This window comes from Pseudomonas imrae (assembly GCF_046352735.2).
Lineage (GTDB): Bacteria > Pseudomonadota > Gammaproteobacteria > Pseudomonadales > Pseudomonadaceae > Aquipseudomonas > Aquipseudomonas imrae.
This window is the reverse complement of record NZ_CP110853.2, coordinates 2,224,751-2,241,159: the sequence shown is the minus strand read 5'-3', so window position 1 is coordinate 2,241,159 and position 16,409 is coordinate 2,224,751. Positions and strand designations below refer to the sequence as shown.

15 protein-coding genes are annotated in these 16,409 nt (G+C 61.1%); 6 read left to right on the top strand and 9 right to left on the bottom strand.

Translation table 11 applies throughout. The features are described 5' to 3' along the window. Positions 1-17: 17 nt before the first annotated feature. A complete protein-coding gene (glsB, locus tag OQ460_RS10040) occupies positions 18-926 on the bottom strand; it encodes a glutaminase B (protein ID WP_410021653.1) in 909 nt (302 codons plus the stop codon). A 183-nt stretch (positions 927-1,109) separates the two neighbouring features. After that, positions 1,110-1,997 carry a LysR family transcriptional regulator gene (locus OQ460_RS10035; protein WP_410021652.1) on the bottom strand — a complete coding sequence of 296 codons (888 nt, stop codon included), beginning with the start codon at positions 1,995-1,997 and terminating at the stop codon, positions 1,110-1,112. A 241-nt stretch (positions 1,998-2,238) separates the two neighbouring features. On the opposite strand from OQ460_RS10035, the gene OQ460_RS10030 reads away from it, so the two are divergent. The 4 genes from OQ460_RS10030 (at position 2,239) to OQ460_RS10015 (ending at position 7,176) form a co-directional block, all read left to right on the top strand. Then, a complete protein-coding gene (locus OQ460_RS10030; RefSeq protein ID WP_410021651.1) occupies positions 2,239-2,961 on the top strand; it encodes a pirin family protein in 723 nt (240 codons plus the stop codon). Between the two features lie 206 nt (positions 2,962-3,167). After that, the gene (locus tag OQ460_RS10025; RefSeq protein WP_410021650.1) at positions 3,168-3,674 is read left to right on the top strand and encodes a sigma-70 family RNA polymerase sigma factor; all 507 of its coding nucleotides are present in this window, start codon (positions 3,168-3,170) and stop codon (positions 3,672-3,674) included. After that, positions 3,671-4,630: a FecR domain-containing protein gene (locus tag OQ460_RS10020; RefSeq protein ID WP_410021649.1), complete on the top strand. Its 960-nt coding sequence runs from the start codon at positions 3,671-3,673 to the stop codon at positions 4,628-4,630. Before OQ460_RS10025 ends, OQ460_RS10020 begins: the two co-directional genes overlap by 4 nt. 101 nt (positions 4,631-4,731) lie before the next feature. Next, positions 4,732-7,176, top strand: a complete 2,445-nt coding sequence (locus tag OQ460_RS10015; protein ID WP_410021648.1) for a TonB-dependent siderophore receptor — start codon at positions 4,732-4,734, stop codon at positions 7,174-7,176. Between the two features lie 162 nt (positions 7,177-7,338). Here the strand turns inward: OQ460_RS10015 and OQ460_RS10010 are convergent, their stop codons facing one another. Then, on the bottom strand, positions 7,339-8,520 hold the full coding sequence (locus OQ460_RS10010; RefSeq protein ID WP_410021647.1) for a sugar transporter: 1,182 nt from the start codon (positions 8,518-8,520) through the stop codon (positions 7,339-7,341). 87 nt (positions 8,521-8,607) lie between these two features. After that, entirely contained in the window at positions 8,608-9,606 is a 999-nt protein-coding gene (locus OQ460_RS10005; RefSeq protein ID WP_410021646.1) for a bile acid:sodium symporter family protein, read from the bottom strand. Positions 9,607-9,691: 85 nt separating this feature from the next. On the opposite strand from OQ460_RS10005, the gene OQ460_RS10000 reads away from it, so the two are divergent. Both OQ460_RS10000 and OQ460_RS09995 read left to right on the top strand, forming a co-directional pair. Beyond that, the gene (locus OQ460_RS10000; RefSeq protein WP_410021645.1) at positions 9,692-10,480 is read left to right on the top strand and encodes an AraC family transcriptional regulator; all 789 of its coding nucleotides are present in this window, start codon (positions 9,692-9,694) and stop codon (positions 10,478-10,480) included. A 229-nt stretch (positions 10,481-10,709) separates the two neighbouring features. Further along, on the top strand, positions 10,710-11,138 hold the full coding sequence (locus OQ460_RS09995; RefSeq protein WP_410021644.1) for a hypothetical protein: 429 nt from the start codon (positions 10,710-10,712) through the stop codon (positions 11,136-11,138). Between the two features lie 441 nt (positions 11,139-11,579). Here OQ460_RS09995 and OQ460_RS09990 read toward each other — a convergent pair whose 3' ends face one another. Genes OQ460_RS09990 through OQ460_RS09970 form a run of 5 tightly spaced genes read right to left on the bottom strand, consistent with a single transcriptional unit; the run spans position 11,580 to position 16,406 of the window. Beyond that, entirely contained in the window at positions 11,580-12,566 is a 987-nt protein-coding gene (locus OQ460_RS09990) for a LysR substrate-binding domain-containing protein (RefSeq protein ID WP_410021643.1), read from the bottom strand. A gap of 50 nt (positions 12,567-12,616) precedes the next feature. Continuing rightward, the gene (locus OQ460_RS09985) at positions 12,617-13,552 is read right to left on the bottom strand and encodes a peptidylprolyl isomerase (RefSeq protein WP_410021642.1); all 936 of its coding nucleotides are present in this window, start codon (positions 13,550-13,552) and stop codon (positions 12,617-12,619) included. Beyond that, positions 13,549-14,031, bottom strand: coding sequence for a YbjN domain-containing protein (locus OQ460_RS09980; protein WP_410021641.1), 483 nt, complete (start codon positions 14,029-14,031; stop codon positions 13,549-13,551). The genes OQ460_RS09985 and OQ460_RS09980 overlap by 4 nt, the downstream gene beginning before the upstream one ends. A 20-nt stretch (positions 14,032-14,051) precedes the next feature. Beyond that, on the bottom strand, positions 14,052-14,687 hold the full coding sequence (locus tag OQ460_RS09975; RefSeq protein WP_410021640.1) for a DNA repair protein: 636 nt from the start codon (positions 14,685-14,687) through the stop codon (positions 14,052-14,054). Positions 14,688-14,705: 18 nt separating this feature from the next. Beyond that, positions 14,706-16,406, bottom strand: coding sequence for a putative porin (locus OQ460_RS09970; protein ID WP_410021639.1), 1,701 nt, complete (start codon positions 16,404-16,406; stop codon positions 14,706-14,708). Positions 16,407-16,409 lie beyond the last annotated feature (3 nt).

Here is a 16,409-nt window from a genome sequence, read left to right as displayed (position 1 = left end):
CCGACCGATCCATGCCGTTAAAACACCGACCAGCCAATCCGTTCGCTCAACAGCTCCAGCGCCTTCATCCCCGCCAACGAATTGCCCGCCGCATTCAGCTCTGGCGACCACACGCACACGGTAAATTGCCCCGGCACCACAGCCACGATCCCGCCGCCGACGCCGCTCTTGCCCGGTAACCCGACGCGGTAAGCGAAATTCCCGGCTTCGTCATACAACCCGCTGGTGGCCATGATCGAGTTGACTTGCTTGGTCTGTCGCGCGCTCAGGATCTGCTCGCCGCTATGGGTGCATACCCCTTCGTTGGCCAGAAAACAGAAAGCCTTGGCCAGGTCCAGGCAACTCATCTGCAATGCGCAATAGTTGAAATAACTGTGCAGCACCGCATCCACATCATTGTGAAAGTTGCCGAAGGATTTCATCAGGTAAGCCATGGCCGCATTGCGCGCGCCGTGCTGGGCTTCCGATTCGGCGACGACGCTGTTGACCAGCACCTGCGGGTTACCCGATAAGCGCCGGACAAAGTCGCGCATGGACAGGATCGGCACGGCAAAACGCGATTGGTTGATGTCGCAGATCACCAGGGCACCGGCATTGATAAAGGGGTTGCGCGGGCGGCCGCGCTCGAACTCCAACTGCACCATCGAGTTGAACGGCTGCCCGGAAGGCTCATGACCCAGGCGTTGCCAGATGGCCTCGCCGGAATGCTCGATCGCCTGGACCAGGCTGAAGACCTTGGAAATGCTCTGCACCGAGAACAGCGTATGGGCATCGCCTGCACAATAAAATGCACCGTCGTTGCCGTAGACCGCGATCCCCAACTGCTGGGCCGGTACATCAGCCAAGGCCGGAATGTAGTCAGCGACTTTGCCCTGGCCGATCAAGGGACGAACTTCGTCGAGGATCGACTCCAGCAACGCCTGCATATGTAGTCCTGTCATGGTTGAAAATAGGCAGTGATAAAAGGGCGGGGAGGATACCTGAAATCACCACCCCGCTCGCCATTGTGAGCGACGACACGGACCGAATCATGGGCTGGCAACTGTTATTTCCAACAGCAGGCGCATTCGGGCCCAGACTCTAACTTGCGAGTTGCACAACAATGCCGTTCAGCAGCCGCTGATCAGCTTTTCACGCAGGAACTCCACCAACGCCTGCACCGGTCGCGAACTTTGTCGATGCTGGGGGTATACCGCCGAAAGCGTCAGCGGTTCGGGGGCAAATGCTTCCAGCAACGTCACCAGTCGGCCTTCTTGCAACGCGTTGGCGACGATAAAGGTCGGCAGGTAGGTTACGCCCAACCCGGCGATGGCCGTGTCTCGCAACAACTCACCGTTGTTGACCCGCATGCGCCCGCTGACATTCAGGTGCTGCACCTTGCCATTGACCTGAAAGCGCCACTGCACCTGGCGGCTATGGCCGTATGGCAGGCATTGATGCCCGGCCAGATCTTCAGGCGCAAGCGGCGTACCGTGTTCAGCCAGATACGCGGGGCTCGCGCAATAGACTCGCGGGATACTGGCGATGCGGCGCGCGATCAGGGTCGAGTCCTCCAGGGTGCCGATGCGCAGCACCAGGTCGTAACCCTCGCTGATCAAGTCGACCGGGCGATCGCTCAAGTCCACTTCCACCGAGACGTGCGGATACCGTTGCAGGAACAACGGCAACAGGCAGCCAAGATGCGCCATGGCAAACGACAGCGGCGCGCTCAGGCGAATCGTGCCCCGAGGCTCGCTGTTTTGCCCACTGATGCCCTGCTCTACTTGCTCGACGTCACTGAGCAGGCGCAAGGCGGACTCGTAATAACTCTGGCCCAGCGGCGTAACGTCCAGGCGCCGCGTGGAGCGATTGAGCAGGCGTACGCCCAGGCGATCTTCGAGCTGGATCAGGCGGCGGCTGACAAATTGCTTGGACAGGCCCAACTGCTCGGCAGCAGCGGTAAAGCTGCCGGATTCCATGACCTGGCAGAACAGGCGCATGTCTTCAAAGGGGTTCATTGTCGCTTCTCGGTGGACATTTCGCTGTTTTATAGCTGCTCGGTCGCCCCGGCACAAACAGTTATCAAAAAGAATTCATGCCCACATCAAGCGGACGCCTGCGCTAGCGAAAACCGTCAACCATAAAGAGACAGTCATTCGCCTTTCATCTTCTTAATCGACCTGGTGAAAACCATTAACCTTCTTCTCAACCCAGGAGCCCTGCATACCGCAGCCCCGCTCCCCTTGAGGAGAAGACACCATGCTGACCCTTCGCAATGCACACGAACGTGGCGCCGCCGATCACGGCTGGCTGAAGTCGTCCCATACTTTTTCCTTCGCCAACTACTGGAACCCGAATGAACAGGGCTTTTCGGACCTGTTGGTGATCAACGATGACCGGGTCGCCGCCGGCAAGGGTTTCGGCCAGCACCCGCATCGCGACATGGAAATCTTCTCGTATGTGCTCGAAGGCGCGCTGGAACACAAGGACACCCTGGGCACCGGCTCGGTGATCCGTCCCGGCGATGTGCAACTGATGAGTGCCGGCAGCGGCGTGGCCCACAGTGAGTTCAACCACAGCCAGACGCATGGCGTGCACTTCCTGCAGATCTGGCTGGTGCCGAACGTGACCGGGGCACAGCCACGCTATCAACAGGAGCACTTCAGCGAGGCCCGGAAACGTGGACGCCTACAGTTGATCATCTCAGCGGACGGCGCCGAAGGCTCCCTCAATGTGCGTCAGGATGCGCGGGTCTATGCCGGGCTGTTCAACGGCAACGAAGCCGCCACCCTGGCCCTGGCACCGGCACGCTACGCCTACATTCATGTGGCGCGGGGCAGCGTCGAGGTCAATGGCCAGCGCCTGGGCGAAGGCGACGGCGCACGGGTGCGCAACGAGCGGGAAATCCGCTTGAGCGGCGGGCAAAACGCTGAGGTGCTGGTGTTCGACCTGCGCCCCAATGACCTGCCGCAGATGCCTTAAAGTGTCGCCGAAGGTGGTTCTGATCGGCAGCTGGAAAACCGTGTCTGATCCAACATAGTCCGCGCGCCCCCAAACCGGCTTGATCAGCCGGTTTTTTTCGTCTGGCACCCGATAATCCAACCCCACCGTCGCAGGTGATTGCAGCGACCCTCGCGCAAAAGGTAGTATTGAGAACGATTCACAATACCGTCCGAGAAAGTCGACCCGTGCAACCACCGTCAATCCGCAAGCTGGGCTTCTTTTTCAACGACCACCATCGTTGGCTGCTGCAACATATCCAGCGACGCGTGCGCAACCATGCGGACGCCGAAGACACTGCCGCCGACACCTTTTGCCAGATGCTGGCCGCACGAGTCGATCCCGACAGCATCGAGCAGCCCCGCGCCTACCTCTCCACCATCGCCCGTCGATTGATTTTCGACCGCTACCGTCGCAGTCGCCTGGAAACCGCGTACCTGGAACGTCTCGCCGCTGCCCCCGACGCCGTGTCACCCTCCCCCGAGGAACAGCTGCAACTGATCCAGGCCCTGGTGGCGATCGACCGCGCCCTCGACGGCCTGCCGCTGATCGTCAAGGCCACGTTTCTGTACAGCCAACTGGACGGCATGAGCTACGTGGCGATTGCACGCAAACTGGAGCTGTCGGAACGTACCGTCAGCCGCTACATGAAACAGGCGCTGCGCCAGTGCTACCTCAGTGAGTTGGCACCATGAGCAAAACACGTCTGGACCCGATCAGCGAGCAGGCCATCGACTGGATGGTACGCCTGCGTGCCGATCAACCGGATGCGCGCTTGCAAGAGCGCTTCAATGCGTGGTTGAACATGGACCCCGCCCATGCCCAGGCCTGGGCCCGGTTACAGGAGCGCCTGGGTGGTTCATGGAATACCCTGCGCACCCTGGATAAACGCCTGCCCGGCGAGGCCCGCCAAGTATTGCTGCAACCCCAAGGCTCACGGCGTGATGTGTTGCGCACCATCGGCGGCCTTGGCCTGTTGGGTGGTGGACTGTGGCTGGCCGCCCGCAGCCCTTTGGCAGATCGCGTGCTGGCCGACCTGCATACTGCGCGCGGCCAGCGCGAAACCTTCACCCTGGCCGACGGCAGCCGCTTGAGCCTGAACGCCGACAGTGCCGTGGATGTGCAATTCGACGTACGTCAGCGCGTGGTGATCCTGCGCCACGGTGAACTGGTGATCCAGGTCGCGAGCGATCCACAACGGCCATTGCGTGTACGCACCGCACACGGCGAAATCCAGGCGCTGGGCACGCGTTTTCTGCTGGCCCAGGCGCCGGATGCCACGCGCCTGGTGGTGTTGGAGCACTCGGTGCAAGCGACGCTGGCGGGCGGTATGCGACGCATCGTGCGGGAAGGCCAATCGGTACTGCTTTATACCGACCGGATCGTTGCAGTAGAGGGCGATCAACGCTATCGCAGTGACTGGCTCGGCGGACACCTCAACGTCCTGGACGATTCACTCGACCAGGTGGTCGCCGCCCTGCGCCCCTACAGCCGTGGTTTTGTACGAGTTTCACCGCAAGTGAGCAATTTGCGCGTCCAGGGTGTTTTCCCCCTGGACGATCCGGACCGCGCCCTGAATGCACTGGCCGAAACCCTGCCGATCCGCATCGAGCGCTTCAGCCCCTGGTTGACGCTGATCAGCGCCAAATAGGCGAATAGCAGCTTTTTTATGCAAATCACTCTTATTTGTGTCCGGTTTTTGTTTTTCGGCCCACCTATCTCCTGATACATCCACACCTTCAGGAGAATGCTGTGATTAACCGTTGGCCCCATGCCCTATCTGTCGCCGTTGCCCTTGCTACCCTGGCGAGCCCTGCCCTGGCACAGGCGCAAAACCTGTCTTTCAACCTGCCGGCAGGCCCGTTGGCCAATACGCTGAATGCGATTGCCAGCCAAAGTGGGCGGATAGTGTCCCTGGAGCCTGCGCTGGTGCAGGGCAAGCTGGCGCCTGCGGTGATTGGCCAGATGTCGGTCGAACAAGCCATGGACGGCGCACTGCAGGGCAGCGGTTTGCAGTTGCGTATCACCGGGCAAGGCAACTTCAGCGTCGAACCGCGCATCGACAACGGCTCCGCCCTGCAACTGGGTGTCACCTCCATCACTGAACACAGCGTCGATCCCACCACCACCGAAGGTTCCGGCTCCTACGCGGCGCAGGCGGTGAGCATCGGCAAAAGCAGCCACAGCCTCAAGGAAATCCCTCAGTCAGTCACCGTGATGACCCGCAAGCAAATGGACGATCAGGGCCTGGTCGATCTCAAGGACGCCGCCAACCAGACCACCGGCCTGGTCGGCGTGCAAGGCGTGGGCAAGGGCATGATTCTTACCTCGCGGGGCTTTCAGATCGACGACTGGCAGTACGACGGCGTGCCGATTCCGCGCAACACCTATGCCCTGGGTAACTGGGCAACCCAGGACCTGATTTTCTTCGACCGCCTGGAAGTGCTGCGCGGTGCGTCCGGTTTGCTCCAGGGCACCGGCAGCCCCGGCGGCGCGATCAACCTGGTACGCAAGCGCGGGCAGGCGGCACCCACCGTCAGCCTGACCGCCAAGGCCGGCAGTTGGGATCATTACGGCCTGCAACTGGACGCTGGCGGTCCGCTGAACCAGAGCGGCACAATCCGCGGGCGTATGGTCGCGGACGAAGATCAAAGCGATTCGTTTATCGACTACGAATGGAGCAAGACCCACTCGCTGTACGGTGCCCTGGACTTCGACCTGCAGGAAGACACCACCCTGGGCCTGGCCGTCAGTCGTACCAACGCCGAGTCGCGGCCAATGCTGCGGGGGTTGCCGCGTTACGCCAACGGTGATCCGATTGACCTGTCACGATCGACCTTCACCGGCTCACGCTGGAACCACTCGCAGATCGACGTCACAACCCTGTATGCCGACCTGGAGCACCGCTTCAACGACGACTGGAAACTCAAGGTCGGCGCCGTGCGCATGAGCGAAGAAAACACCGCCACCCACCAGCGCGTCCAGAGTACCGGTGCAGGCATCAACGCTGACGGCACCGGTTTGACGTATGCCGACTGGTACACCGACTTCGACTCTACCAAGGCGGGCCTGGACATGAACCTCACCGGGCATTTCGAGGCCCTTTCCATGGCGCAGGAAATCACCATTGGTGGCAACTACTCCAAGTTCACTTCCGACGACGTCATTGCGCGGACGTTCAACGCCAGCACCGATAACATCTTCGACATTGATCACAACCGCCCCGAAATCAGTTACGAAAGCCTGATGAACACCCCGGGCGGCAGTGCAACACCGAGCAAATACGACATCCGCCAAAAAGGCCTCTATGGCAGCTGGCGCGTCACGCCCATCGACCCGTTGACGCTGGTGCTCGGCGCTCGTGTCAGTTGGTATGACTACAGCTACACCTCCTCGAGCATCAAGGCAGTGACCCATGCCACCACGGTCAACGGGCCCAGTACCACGAACGAAACCGGTGAAGTCACGCCCTATGCCGGGATCGTCTACGACTTGAACCGTGAATGGGCGGTGTACGCCAGCTATACCGACGTGTTCGAGCCACAAACCCAACGCAACCTCAGCGGTGCGGTGGTCAAGCCAGTGATTGGCAGCAATTACGAGGTCGGCCTCAAAGGCCAATTGCTCGACGGCAGGGTCAATACGTCCCTGGCATTGTTCCGCTACGACCAGGAAAACCGCGCCATCACCGACTATTCCCTGGGCGAAATCTGTGGCGGCACCAACTGCGCCGTTGGCTCTGGCAAAGTGCGCAGCCAAGGCCTGGAAGCGGAAATCAGCGGCGAAGTATTGAGCGGCCTGCAACTGTTTGCCGGTTACACCTACAACACCACCAAGTTCCTCGAAGACCCGGAAAACAAGGGTCGTGTATTCAGCACCTGGACGCCCAAGCATATGTTGCGGGTGTGGAGCGACTATCAATTCACCGGCGACTGGAGCCAGGTCAGCGCCGGGCTGGGCTTTACTTCCCAGAGCCACACCCTGGGTTATGAGAGCACCTATGACGTGGCCGGCTACACCGTATGGAATGCGCGATTGGCCTATCAGTTGACGCCAGAGGTGGGCCTGGCAATGAATGCCAACAACCTGTTCGACAAGACCTACTACGCGTCCGGCTACAACCAATTGAATGGCAACAACTTCTATGGCGATCCACGCAACGTGATGTTCAGCGTGAAGTACACGCCGCAGTTCTGAAATGCGGCAAACCGAAGCTGTTTTGATATGAGGTCGATGGTTTGTGCATGACTTGAGAGCCTCCTCACCCTAGCCCTCTCCCCTTTGGGGAGAGGGCTAGGGTGGCTACCTCAAACAAAACAGCTCTCCAATTTGCCGGGCGAAAGCGCGGCCCAACCAGAATCAGCGCCCCCCACCCTGCCCAAACCGATAGATCGCCAAGCAGTAAATCCCCAGGGCCATGACCGCCAAGCCCCCGCCTGCCGCCCCAATCCAGGCAAACCCGAAGTGCCCCCCCACCCAACTCCCCAACAGGGCGCCACCACCAATCCCGATGTTGTAGATCCCGGAAAACATCGCCATCGCCACATCCGTCGCATCCGGCGCCAGCACCAGCACTTTCGACTGCAGCGCCAGGCCAAATGCCATAATCGCCATGCCCCAGAACACACTCAAACCCACCAGATACGAAACATCTCCACTGAGCGGCAACAACAACGCCAGGCACAGCGCCAGCACCGAAACGGCAATGATCAGAAAACGATAGGGATTGAAACGATGCAACAAACTGAACAGCAGTGAACCAATGATGCCCGCGCCACCAAACACCAGCAGCACCAGGGTCACGATATTCCCGCCCAAGCCCGCGACGCGTTCGACGAAGGGCTCGATGTAGCTGTAGGCCGTGAACTGCGCCGTCACCACCAGCGCCGTCAGCACATACAGCGCCACCAGCGCCGGGCGCTTGAACAGCAGCGGCAGGCTGCGTAGCGAGCCCGAGTTCTGGCTCGGCAGCAACGGCAGGGTCCGCGCCAGCCAAAATACCAATGCGGCGGCAAACGCGGCGATCACGATAAACGTGGTACGCCAGCCCATGGCCTCACCCAACAAGCGCCCCAGCGGAATCCCCAATACCATCGCCAGCGACGTACCAGTAGCGAGCAGTCCGAGGGCCTGGACCTGCTTGCCCTCCGGCGCCAGGCGCACGGCCAGCGAGGCGGTGATGGACCAGAACAATGCGTGGGACAGTGCAATCCCGATCCGGCTGATCATCAACAGGCCAAAGCTGTTGGCCACGCTCGACAGCACATGGCTGGCGATAAACATGCCGAACAGCACAATCAGTAGCTTGCGCCGTTCGACGTTGCGGGTCAGCAACATCACTGGCAGCGACGTCAGCGACACCACCCAGGCATAGATGGTCAGCATCAGCCCGACATTGGCAATCGGCATATCGAAGCTGGCGCCAATGGCGCTGAGCAAGCCGACGGGGACAAATTCGGTGGTGTTGAAGACAAAGGCCGCCAGCGCGAGGGCGATGACCGGTTGCCAGTTGGCCTGAGGTGTTGCGGCGGGTGTACTCATTGACGGGTCGCTTTACTCGATGGCGCGCCGGTCCTTGGGGCCCGATGCCAGCTTTGGAGCAGCGCGCAAAAATAGTAACACGATGGTTCAGGGATCGACGTGTGCCATCAACTCGGGAACGCTCTCCGGCCGTCGGGCATAGCGCTGGGCCAATACCGCGCACACCATCAGTTGGATCTGATGGAACAGCATCAACGGCAGGATCAACACGCCCATGGTGCTGCCGGCAAATAACACCTGAGCCATCGGCACGCCCGTGGCCAGGCTTTTCTTGGAGCCGCAGAACAGGATAGTGATGCGGTCTGCCTGGTTAAAACCACAAACCTTGCCCAACACCGCAGAGGCCACCAGCACCAATGCCAGCAATACACAGCAGGCCACCACCAGGCCACCCAGCTCCCACAACGGGATCTGGTGCCAGATGCCCTCGTTGACGGCTTCACTGAAGGCGCCATAGACCACCAGCAGAATCGACCCCTGATCGACAAATTTCAGCCAGTTCTTGTTGCGCCCGACCCACGCACCGATCCAGCGACGGGCAATTTGCCCGGCAATGAACGGCAGTAGCAACTGCACGCTGATCTTCAGGATCGCATCGAGGGTGGAGGCGCCATCGCCATGCACGTTGAGCAGCAACGTCACCAGCAACGGCGTAAGGAAGATGCCGAACAGGCTGGAGGCCGCCGCGCTGCAGATCGCCGCCGGAATATTGCCACGGGCCAGGGACGTAAAGGCAATCGCCGATTGCACCGTGGCCGGCAACGCACAAAGGTAAAGCATGCCCATGTACAGGTCTTTGCCGATCATTGGTGACAGCAACGGTTTGAGCGCCAGCCCCAGCAGTGGGAACAGCACAAACGTCAGGCTGAACACCAGCAGGTGCAAGCGCCAATGGCCGGCCCCGGCGACGATGGCCTGGCGCGAGAGCTTGGCACCGTGCAGGAAAAACAGCAGGCCGATGGCCAGGTTGGTCACCCAGCCGAAGGCCACGGCCGTCTGGCCGCTGGCGGGCAGCAGCGAGGCGAGGACTACCGTGGCAATCAAGATCAGGGTGAAGTTGTCGGGCAAAAAACGAGGGCGGGTCATGGGCTGGTTTTCCAGGGGTTGCCAAGAGCGTCGTGCCGACTCTAACGTAACCGCCTATTACCGACTAACGCCAACGAGCCAGTAAATGCCGCCAAAAGGACATGAAAAGGCCGTTCGCCGCACAATTCCCGGGCTGTCCAGCCTGCCACGCCCGGTATATGGCCGCACCGAATCCCTGCCCAACCGCGCCTTGACCCGCCGGCACAGCCACCCATGGGTGCAGTTGTCGTACGCGATTTGCGGAGTACTGGAAATCCAGACCAGCGCCGGACGTTTTGTCGCGCCCCCCCAGCGCGCGGTGTGGATCCCGGCGGGGATGCCACACAAGGTGTTCAGCTCGCCACATACCGAGATGCGCAGCCTGTATCTCGATTGCAGCGTCACCGGCTGGGCGGCCGATCGTTGCCAGGTGCTGGCGGTGAGCGCCTTGCTGCGCGAACTGATTAGCCGTTTCAGCGAACTGCCGGTGGCGTATGCCGAAGACGGACCGGATGGCCGCCTGGCCCAGGTTCTGCTGGACCAATTGGCAGCCGCGCCGCAGGTGGACCTGATGCTGCCGCTGCCCCATGACACGCGCTTGCGGCAGATTTATCGCAGCTTGAGCCTGCATCCGGAGCAGTCGACCACCCTGGGGCAATGGAGCCAGAAACTGGGGGTCAGTGAAAAGACCTTGAGCCGGCTGTTCCTGAGCGACACCGGCCTGACCTTCCGCACCTGGCGCCAGCGCCTGCGATTACTGGGCGCCCTGCCCGCCCTGGAGCGCGGCGAGCGAGTGACTGACGTCGCACTGGGTTGCGGCTACGAGTCGATATCGGCGTTTATTGCTGCGTTTCGCCAGCAGTTCGACGCCACTCCAGGGGAGTTTTTCCGTTGAGCCGGGCGGCTGGCTAGCGTTGTTGCATCGAATTCCATGCCGCCTCGGCCAGGAGATCACGATGAACGTGAAGATCGCCTAGGTTTTTGCAAAGGGTTTGGCAGTACCGAACCCTATCGGGCGGCTCGTGCCTGCGGGCCTTGACCCAGTCTTTGCAACCCGGTTGCCCTCTTGGCTGGTAGTATTGCGCGCTTTGAAAGCCAGCCGTAAACCTTTGAGGAAACACACCGTGAGTACTGACGCCAAAATGACCGGGGACCTGTTCGAAGTGGACAAGCGCCTGTCGCTCAAGCCCGTGGTGGACTTCAACCACTATCTGCTGGCGTCTTTCGGCGATGGCCCTTGCACCTGTGTGCGCTGTATTGCCAGCACAGGTGACGAGAGCGGTTATACGTATCAGCACACCTTCAACTTCCAGGGCCAGGTGACCCATCGCCGCTTTGCATTGACCGCTGGCAGCGATGTGCTGGCGATGTTGAAGAAAGCCTGGCTGTCCTACACCAAGGCGGAACTGCCCGGCAACGGTGATCTGGCGCTGGATACGGTGAAGGAATTTGTCGAGCCGCAGTTGCACAAGCGCTTGTTGCCGCTGTTACTGGCCAGCGGCATGGTCAAGGACGTCGACGGTGCGTTGCAGATTCAGGCAGTGGTAGCCTGAGCCTCGTCGGGCAAACGCACATTGCACATGCCCTATATACCGCTGACGTTAGTCAGCGAATAAGGATGTAAAGGCAACAGCGCATACGCTCACGATCAGGTCGGCTGTCAGGCCGCCTCGCTCTGTTTTGATTTTGACTTTGATCTTAGGCGCCCCGTTAAACCACGCTGGCCGCAGTCCGAGCCTGAGCGAGGCACCGAGTGGTGGGGCAAGAGCCTTTTGCTTACTTTTGGGCTCTATCCAAAAGTGAGTCGCCGTAAGGGCGAAACCAATAGTCGCCACAACCGCAGCAACGGATATGCCCCCCAACCCCACCCCCTTAAAACCCTTGAAAGGGCCACCTGTCAGGCCAAAACTCATGCTTGCTCGGTGCGCATCAAAACGGCAAATACACGGGATTCGTTGTACGTGACAAGCTCCATCATCGTGCAATTCCAACAGTCACCGCTCTGCGCCAAACCACTCGCGCCGTTCCTCGAATGTATTGAGCACCATCGCCACGATCATCTGCACCTCCTGCGGGTGCGCGGTCTCGGCGTTGACCGCCATCCATACCTGGCGCTGCATGTCTTCGGCAAACAATCCGGGCAAGGCCGTCAAGCCGCGGTCGAAACAACTCATGTAGCGCGGCAGCAAGCCAATGCACGCGCTGCAGCGAATCATCTCCAGCATCAACGGATACGCCTCTACCTGCACCACCCCAGCCAAGCGTTGCTCCACCAACCGGTTCCATGGCTGCAATGCATCCACCAGCCGGTCGGGCTGCCATTGCACCAACATATAGTCCGCCAGGTCGTCGACAGTGTCCGGACGGGCCGCCAACCGCGAATAGCGCTTGGCAATATGCGGCAGGTAATCCAGGCGCGCCAGGGCGTGCGGTGGATGCGTGACAAAGCCAGGCCCAGGTTGCGGCGAATCGACGCCCGCCAGCCACAGCACGACGTCCGCCTCGACCATCTGCAACGCAAACGGGCTGTCGATGGACACAATATCCAGTCGCACGCTGGCGTTGCGGCGCAGCAGCGCGATCAAGTCGCGGCCCAATATGTCATGCAGGATCGACTCGGCCACCGCCAGGCGAATCAACGGCTGCTCCTGTACTGGCAAGCGCCGCTCACGGGCCAGGGTAATCAGCCGGGCCTGCAACTGCTGGCCATCACGGCTCAGGGCCAGGACACTGCCTTGATAGCTGAACAATGAACGGTGCATCCGCTCTTCAAGCTGCGCCAGGCGCTTGCGCAACAGCGTGGCCTTGATATTCAGGCTACGCGCTGCCTGCATGAAGCAGCCGCAACGAGCACTGGCCAGGAAATACCGCACCACGTCCGCATCGATGGAGGCCGCCAGGGCCAGCCAGGCCTCTCGCGGCTCTCCAGGCGAACGGTACGGCGCCATACCTTGGGGTGCGGCGGGCTCGAGATAATCCATGCGAAACTCCCTGTCTGATGGGTCTATGCATCCATGCGCGCCGTCGTTGGCTACTCCAGCACTTTGTTCAACTCGGCGCCGTCGATGCTCAAGGTGGCGGTATTAAGCATGCCTTCCAAGTAGGCCTTGGCGATCTGTTCCTGGCGTTGCGCACGCAGGGCTTGCGTTAGGCGCTCGCGCAGTTCGTCAAGGCTGGCGGTGCGCGCCGGTTGCTGCTCGGTGACTTTGAGTACGTGGAACCCGGCTTCACTCTGTATCGCGTCCGAGACGGCTCCCGGCTTGAGACGCGAGACCACGGCACGCACCTGCGGCATCAATTGCTGCAAAGGTTGCAGGCCGGAATCGCCACCGCGTCGGGCCGTGCCTTCGTCCTGGGAATACTGGCTGGCCAAGGCGGCGAACTCAGCCGGCGCGGCCTGGGCCCTGCGACTCAATTCCTGGGCCTGGCGGCGCACCGACTCGGCGCTTTGTGGATTATTGACCGCCAGGAAAATCTGGCTGACCCGGTACAACGCTGGCGTCATCCACTGCGCCTTGCCACTGTCATAAGCCTGCTGCAATTCGGCGGCGCTGGGGTAATCGGCCGGCACCTGGCTGACCGACAGCATGTAGTCGCGAAATACAATCTGCTCGGTGGCCGCACGGGTTTGCTCCTCCACCTCCGGGCGTTGGCGCCAACCCTGGGCGTCGGCCTGTTCCAGCACAGCCTTTTGTGCCAGGCGCGAGCGGATCCAGGTTTCCAGGGCACCACGGTTGCCCCGCAGTTGCTCGCGCGACTCGACCGGCAGGGCCGCCAGCAATGCCTTGAGTTCCGGCAAGGCCACTTGCTGGTTGCCCAAGCGCGCTACCGCCGGGCCTTCTGGCACCATCGCAGCCGCTGGTTGCTGGGCCGCGACCGGGTCACTGCCCGGTCGCAGACTCAACCCCACCGCCACCACCAAAAGCGCCAGCGCACCGGCGCCGACCATCAGGGTTGGCTTTTTCACAGGGCTGGTGCCTCCTCGTGGGTATCCACCGCCGGCGCTGCCTCGGGCTGGGCCTGAAGTTGCGCGGCGGTCTGGCTGTACTCACGCAGGTAGACGATAAACTCCTGCAGCAACCGATCCCACAACTCCAGTTGGCTGCGCAGATGAAGCGCCCCAACGCCGGCCACCACCACGTCCATTTCCATCAGCAGGAACTCACCCTGCAATGACAGGCGGGCGAAACGTCGCGACGCATTCCACACTTGCGCCAGGCCTTCCGGCAACTGACCCTGGACCCGCAGCGCGCAACTATAGGTGAAGTCTACATAGCTGCCCTGCTCCGCCGCCGGGTTGCCGAAACGCACTGCAAAGCCGATACCCTGGCTGGCGCTGAGCAACTGCACAATACCGTTTTGCTCGGTCTGATTGACCCGGTAGCCGGCCTCCTGCAGCAGTTCGGTCAGGCTCTGGGTGGTCACGCTGGTAATCAATTGGCTCATGCTCGTCTCTTCCTTGTTGATCAGTGGTTGATCGCCGCCTGGGGCGCATCAAAACGGCTTTTGTACAGCTCGTCGCCAAAGCCCTGAGCCAGTTCTTCGAACTTGACCCGCGCGCCGCTGGCGAAGGGTTGGCGAATGCTCATCACCTCGGCCACATCGATTTTTTCGTAGGCTGCCAGCAGTTCCCGGGCCACGCCGTACATCTGTTGATTCTTGGCTGAACATTGCTGCACTTGTGTGTCACGCTCGGTTAATTGCGCCTGCAGACGTGCCCGCTCAGTCTCTTTGCCTCGTGCCAGCACCAGCAGTTCTTCATAGGCCTTCTTGAACTTGCCGGTCTGTTCGGCGCTGGCCGCCACCTGGGCCTGGGCCTGGCTGTGCAACGCTTGTTGCTGGCCGACCAGTTGCTCGGCCACCCCTCGGGTCTTGTCCAACTCGGCCGTCAATTGCTTGATCTGCGCCTGGGCTTGCTTGGCCTGGTTTTCGGCGGCAGTCCGCGCGGCGCTGGCCTGGGCCTGCTCGCTTTGCAGCGCCTGCAACTGCGCGGTGGTGCTGCGCAGTTGGGTACGCAGGCGCTCTTCCATGCCTTCGGCCGAAACGCCCGTGGCGCTAAGGCTGGCGATGACTAGCAGCAGGCCGCCAATTCGCGTGTTCATGGCTATTCTCCCGGCGCGTCAGAAGCGCGTGTTGAGTTCCAGTTGCATGACATCGACTTCGAACGGCGCGCCATAGACTTCCGAGGCGCTCAGCCAACGGGCGCTGGCGTAGATGTTCTTGTCGATGCCGTAGTTGCCGCCAATGAAGTAGCCCTTGGCATTGGTACCGCCCAGGTGGAATGACGAGTCATTGAAGCCGTCCGGCAAGGCATCGGGCTGGATGTACTTGTAGCCGGCCAACAGGTTCCAGTCGCCGGCCTTCTTCATTTCCAGTGCGCTGCCGAGGGTGAACTGCACCATCAGCGCATTGGCGCCGCTTTCGAACTCGCCGTTGCGGTTGATGTTGTTGACGATCTCGCCTTCGCTGCGCTTGAGCATTTCACCCTTGTCGTAGGCCAGGTTGTGAATGAAGTTGGTCTGGCTGCGCAGCTTGAGGTCTTCGGGCAACTCGCTGTCCCAGACCAGGTTCAGGTCCAGCACATCGAACTTGGACGCCAGGCCCACGTACTGCGGTTGCGGAGTCAGGCCCGGAGTTGCCGGGTTGGCGCTGATGTTGCGCAGCAGGAACACACTGTTGCCCTTCTGCATGAAGGCCACGCGCGAACCGTCGGTGTCACAGCCAGGCTGGCCGGCCCACGGCGAGCAAGGGCTGGAGCGCTGGCCTTCGATATCGTCGAAACGGTAGTACGCCAACGCGCCCTTGAGGCTGTTGCTGCGGTTGATCTTCCAGTTGGCGCCGATCTGCCCGCCAAACAACCATTTGTTGTCGCTTTCTTCCTTGTCGAAGCCGTTGCTGCTGGCGCTGTCGGAACTGTATTCCACCGGGAACGCTCCGAGGGTGCCGAACACCCCCCATTCGTTATTCAGCGAATGGTTGAAGATCGCTGCCACACCGTCGAAGTTGAGGTCGCCCGAATACATCATGTCGGTGGAGTAGAACGGGTTGGCAATCCGCCCGCCCGTCAGGGTCAGGTCCTGGGTGGCCTTCCAGCTCAGATAGCCCTGGTCAAGCCAAATGTCTTTCTTGCCAAAACCACCGCCCAACGTCTGGGTGGTGGACACCGGGTTGTTGTCGGAGCCGGTGCCGATACGAATGCCGGCGGTCCATTGCGGCGAGATGAGCGCCTTCATGCCCAAGCGGGCGCGCAGGCGGAACAGGTGCTCGCGGTCTTCGCGGGTATTGAGCAACGGCGGCAGCCGGGTGTTGGTGTCTTTATTGACATCGTATGGGCCGTTTTCGTTGAGCTTGGCGTAGTCGACGATTTCGTTGCTGTTATTGCCCGAGAAATAGCGCGATTCGTCCCGCAGGCGAATGTCGCCGTCGAAGCTGATGCGCGATACCCAATCGGGGAACGTGTTGGGCTGGGCCCAGTTTTCCTGCTTGGCAGTAGCCATGACTTCGGCCTTGACCTGATCGCGAATCTGATCGCGCACCGCTGCCGGTACGTATTGCACCCGCACATCCCCCGGTGCAGCGGCCGGACCGGCCGCCACCGCCGTCGCGGTATTGGCCTGGCGTGCCTGCACCGCTTCCTTTTCGGCCTGGGCGATCAGCCCTTCGGCCTGTTCCTGCTTGAGCACACCTTGCTGCACCAGCAAGCGGATCAGGTTGATCGTGGCATTTTCCGAAGGCGCGGCCGGGGCGGCCGTTGCCTGGCCGACCAGGGTCGCGATGACCATGCCGACCGCCAGGGTCAATCGATTCACGTGGGAAATCATCTG